At 46.1% G+C, this 4,236-nt stretch carries 4 protein-coding genes; 1 reads left to right on the top strand and 3 read right to left on the bottom strand.

All coding sequences use genetic code 11. From position 1 onward, the window contains the following. Nucleotides 1-171 precede the first annotated feature (171 nt). The 3 genes from QT974_RS31900 to QT974_RS31890 form a co-directional block, all read right to left on the bottom strand. Nucleotides 172-1,347, bottom strand: coding sequence for a D-alanine--D-alanine ligase family protein (locus tag QT974_RS31900; protein WP_333472381.1), 1,176 nt, complete (start codon nucleotides 1,345-1,347; stop codon nucleotides 172-174). Between the two features lie 19 nt (nucleotides 1,348-1,366). Continuing rightward, nucleotides 1,367-2,428, bottom strand: coding sequence for a DMT family transporter (locus QT974_RS31895; RefSeq protein ID WP_333472380.1), 1,062 nt, complete (start codon nucleotides 2,426-2,428; stop codon nucleotides 1,367-1,369). A gap of 144 nt (nucleotides 2,429-2,572) precedes the next feature. Next, nucleotides 2,573-3,076 (bottom strand): acyl-CoA thioesterase, encoded by a 504-nt coding sequence (locus tag QT974_RS31890; protein WP_333472379.1) that lies wholly within the window; start codon nucleotides 3,074-3,076, stop codon nucleotides 2,573-2,575. A gap of 141 nt (nucleotides 3,077-3,217) precedes the next feature. Here QT974_RS31890 and QT974_RS31885 point away from each other — a divergent pair, with 141 nt between their 5' ends. After that, nucleotides 3,218-4,069, top strand: a complete 852-nt coding sequence (locus QT974_RS31885) for a universal stress protein (protein WP_333472378.1) — start codon at nucleotides 3,218-3,220, stop codon at nucleotides 4,067-4,069. The last annotated feature ends 167 nt before the right edge of the window (nucleotides 4,070-4,236 follow it).

The following is a 4,236-nucleotide window of genomic DNA, read 5'->3' as shown; positions in this document are numbered from 1 at the left end:
TACTACCGAAATGCTATAGCCCATACGAGTATATTTGCTTGCGCCCTGATGCACCATTGTTATCATCAACCAAGGAGCGACAGCCTGATTTTTAAACACTATAATAGCAGTAAAATTGTGTATTTATTGACAGTCATAGTGTGGCTGCACGCCCTCAAGCATCAAGTCAGATTAACGAAGTAAATCCACAATATGAGGAATAATCTCGATATGTTGAGTTAGCAAATAATCCAACCTATCCGCGAGCAAACTAAAAATTAAATCGTTATAACTCATCCCATATTCCGCCAAACCCAAAGCTACCAAACTCGTCACATTTTCCCCAGGATATTTTAGATCCGGTTTCGGATTTGCTTCTAAAACATAAAGTTCTCCATCAGCGTCACTTCTGACATCAATGCGCACCAAACTGTTCAAGCTAAACTCCCAATAAATTTTTCTAGCTAGCTCAATTAACTGCTGTTTTAGTTCAGGTTTCTCTGCGCCCATCAAGCGTCCGCGGTCGGCAGTAATCGCCTTTTTGTCCATAGAAGTAAAGATGCGCTCATCCGATTCTAGAACTCGTTCTATCGTGGAAAAAGCAAAGGGTTTCTGATTTTTCTCAAAACTGCCTTTAGCATAAGTAACATAGCCACAAACCGCTACGCAAAATTCTCGTCCAGGCAAATATTTTTCAATTAAAGCAGTATTGTGAGTTGCTCGGTGGACTTCTGCAACCGCCTGAGATAAGCCTTCAATCTTATCTACAAAATGAACGTGCAGCGAAGCGCGACCGGATACTGGTTTGACCACAAACGGCCCTTGATAATTGCCAAAAGCTATGGCAAACCGCTCGTGCAAATTAGGCTGCAAAATTCCTTGAGAAGGATGCCAAGTCATAAAGGCAGCGGTTTTAATTCCGATTGATTGCAGTTCCCGTTTAAAAGCGTGTTTGTTATCTAAAGTTGAACTGTTTAAAGGATTGTGACCGACATAGGGCATTCCCAACATTTCCAACAAGGCGGGAGTGTGACAAACTGGATTGTAGCCCTGGACTCCGCCAGTATTCAGCCATACTAAATCGATATTTTGTTGTTTGAGCTGTGCGGGCAAGTTCATGTCGTCAGGGATGACAAAGACGTGCTGGAAGCCTATTTCAGCTAAGGCTCTGGCAATCTCGCGGGCGACGGTTTCGTAACTTTTCCAAGAGCGGGGATTGTGGGTTTTGTAAATTACCGCTCCGGGGCGATCGCAGTCGCCGCCGAACACCACAGCAATCCGCAGTTTGACAAACAGCTTTTGTAAATATTGAGGCAGTAAACTAAAGTCGTAATCCCAGATGTTCGTGCTAGTTGATGTTGCAACCATTTCAGTTTTTTTCCTATTTTTATTTTCGATCGGCCCAGCCGCTAGATTTCGCCAAATATATTCCCGCCAAAACCACAGAGAATGCTAACCAATTAAACAAGCTCAAACTTTCGGAAAATAGCACCCACGCCATAATCGCAGTAATCACGGGTTCTAGCAGCAGGAAAATAGCGACGAAGCTTGATGACAAACGGCCGAGACTGTGGATGAGAAGTCCTTGGCCGAAAGCTTGGCAAATCACGGCCAAAGCAATTACAGCCAGCCATCCTTGCCAAGAATTAGGGAATACCCGATCGCCTTCTAGCAAAACCAGCGGCAAAATTAAGATGCTGCCAATAAAACAGCGCCACATCAAGATAGTTGTCGCCGGGAACTTGGCGCGCAAATGTTCTGCGATCAGCAGATTTCCTGCATAGAACATCGCCGATAACAAGGCTGCAATGTCGCCAACAAAATTGTCTCCTGCTATTTGCAAGTCTTTAGTGCCGATCGCGATCGCACCTGCCAACGCCACCGCCAGTCCCACCAAAAATCTGCTGTCAAAACGCCGTCCCAACAGCAGCCATCCCCCCAAAGTAGTAAATAAAGGAGTTAAGTTGCGCAGTACAGTAGAATTAGCGACATTCGTCTGAGTCAGCGACCAAGCCCAGAAACCCAAGGAAGCAGAAGAAACCACGCCTACGGCTGTTAATAAAATGAAATCGTGCAGCGTGTAGCTCGATCGCACTTCAACATCATTTCCAGACATTCGGCGACGCACAGCACCCGCACCATTCCACAATCCAAATACCGCAGTTGCTATCCACAAACGGTTAAAAACCGTAGCATTCGGGCTGATTTCCCGTTCGCTCAACCGAATAAAAATTGCAGCCATAGACACCGCCAGCAGAGCCGCCGACAGCCAAACGATCGCCCAAATTTTACCTTGACTATCAGCTAATTCATTATTTTTTAAATTGTCCTGGTTCTCCGAAATAATATTTTTATCTTCATTTTTTTCGAGAGATTTTAACTGATCATCCTCCAAATTTATGCCCTGTAGTTCATTATTTTTGTCTGGGAAATCCAGTTTTTTTGACATTGTTAAAAATTCCTACAAAGCGGCAAATTAAAAGAAGACGGTGGTTAAAATTGGAGAATGTAACTTCATTTTAACCACTCTGTCTTCAACCCGCACTCCTTGTGTGAGTGTTTGTATAAACCTGGTTTCAACCGCCCGGTATTTCTAAGTTGAAGGTTTAACAGAAAGCCTGGTTAAAGCTTCCTTCAGCGCCGGCGGCAATTGGCGGATAATCTTGCCCTTGTCGCGATCGACACCCACCAAAGTTACCTGGGCCGTCACGTATAATTGTTGAGCATCGGGCGATCGAATTTCATAATCCCACAGCAGCCGCACGCCCTCGGTAGCAGCCATCCGCGTTCTGACTGCCACAGATTGACCCATTTGTACAGAGCGGTGGTAGCGCAGCGAAAGCTCCACCACAGGTAATTCCAAACCCTGCGCCACCCAGTCTGCATACTCGATGCCGAAAGAGCGCAAACTTTCCACCCGCGCTTCTTCCATCCAAGTCACATAAGTCCCGTGCCAAACCGCGCCGCTGTAGTCAGTATGGTGGGGATAGACTCGCACCAAATATTCAAACCAGCCCTCCGAGTCCACGATCCCGGGGCGATTTTGAATAGCACCAGCCGCTGCGAGTTCTGGTTGAGTTCGATCGTTCTCTAACACGTTACAAATTGTTCCAAAACGCTACATTTCTACAAATGATAAAGCAAACTTCAGGCTTATGCTTGACAGTAAGAAACTAGAGTACCAACGCTCTAGTTTGAGGACGCACAAAAAAACTCAACCGTTTTCACCGCTAAAACCATGATAGAAAAAATTTTAGTAGCCGTCGCCGGTCGCGGCTTGTGCGAAGAGATGTTTAATATGTTGATGGACATCCCTTCCTTGCAAAAAAGCTCTGTCACAGTCCTCCACGTCGTACCGCCGCAAGTAACATCCGACGGCATGGCCGACAAGTTGGAAGAAGGAGGCAAGATTTTAGCACAAGCAGTGCAGTCTTTGAAAATAGATCCGAGCAAAGTCAATCCCCGGCTGAAACAGGGAGACCCAAAAACCACAGTTTGCCAAGTCGCAGAAGAAGAACAATCCGACTTAGTAATTATGGGTTCCCGGGGACTGGGACGGCTGCAATCGATTTTGGAAAACTCAGTCAGCCAGTACGTTTTCCAGCTAACATCGAGACCGATGCTGTTAGTAAAAGACGACATCTACGTCAAAAAAATCAAGCGAGTCATGGTAGCGCTCGACAAGTCAGAATCGGCAAAACAGTCATTGCAGCTTGCGCTATCTTTGGTCAAAGATATCAGCGGCTCTGAAATAATTCTCGTGCACGTCACCAAAGATTTGACGGGAAAATACAGCGAAGATTTAACCGCAAGTGCCCAAAAAGACCCCGTATTGGCTGCCGGAGTAACACTCGCCAAACAAATGGGAGTTAGCTACCGCTGCGTCAGTGCTGCTGGTAAGCCCGGGGAAGCAATTTGTCAGATTGCAGGTGACTTGAATGCCGATTTGTTGGTAATAGGTTCTCCGGATCGGCGGCCGAATGTTGCTAAAAGCTTTGTGGATCTCGATCGACTTCTGGGAAATTCCCTATCAGACTACGTGCGAGTCTACGCTAACTGTCCCGTCTTGCTAGCCCGCACAGTCGGCTAGACTCCGTGACTGACGCACCATTCATGAGCTGGTGCGTCAATTTTGAAATTGCCAGGAAAGCAGTTATAGCAGTGGACAGTTGACAGTGGACAGTTGACAGTTGCAGAACCCGAATCAAATCATTGATGCAGTACGGGTATCGGCTCTATTCATGAAGTTATTTATGT

It is taken from the genome of Microcoleus sp. BM001215392 (assembly GCF_036700185.1).
GTDB lineage: Bacteria > Cyanobacteriota > Cyanobacteriia > Cyanobacteriales > Microcoleaceae > Microcoleus.
This window is presented reverse-complemented; position numbering and strand designations above follow the sequence as displayed.

What these genes read in the sequence shown, in the direction of transcription:
- QT974_RS31900 (WP_333472381.1), bottom strand. Translation starts at nt 1,347, where the DNA reads ATGGTTGCAACATCAACTAGCACGAACATCTGGGATTACGACTTTAGT.
- QT974_RS31895 (WP_333472380.1), bottom strand. Translation starts at nt 2,428, where the DNA reads ATGTCAAAAAAACTGGATTTCCCAGACAAAAATAATGAACTACAGGGC.
- QT974_RS31885 (WP_333472378.1), top strand. Translation starts at nt 3,218, where the DNA reads ATGATAGAAAAAATTTTAGTAGCCGTCGCCGGTCGCGGCTTGTGCGAA.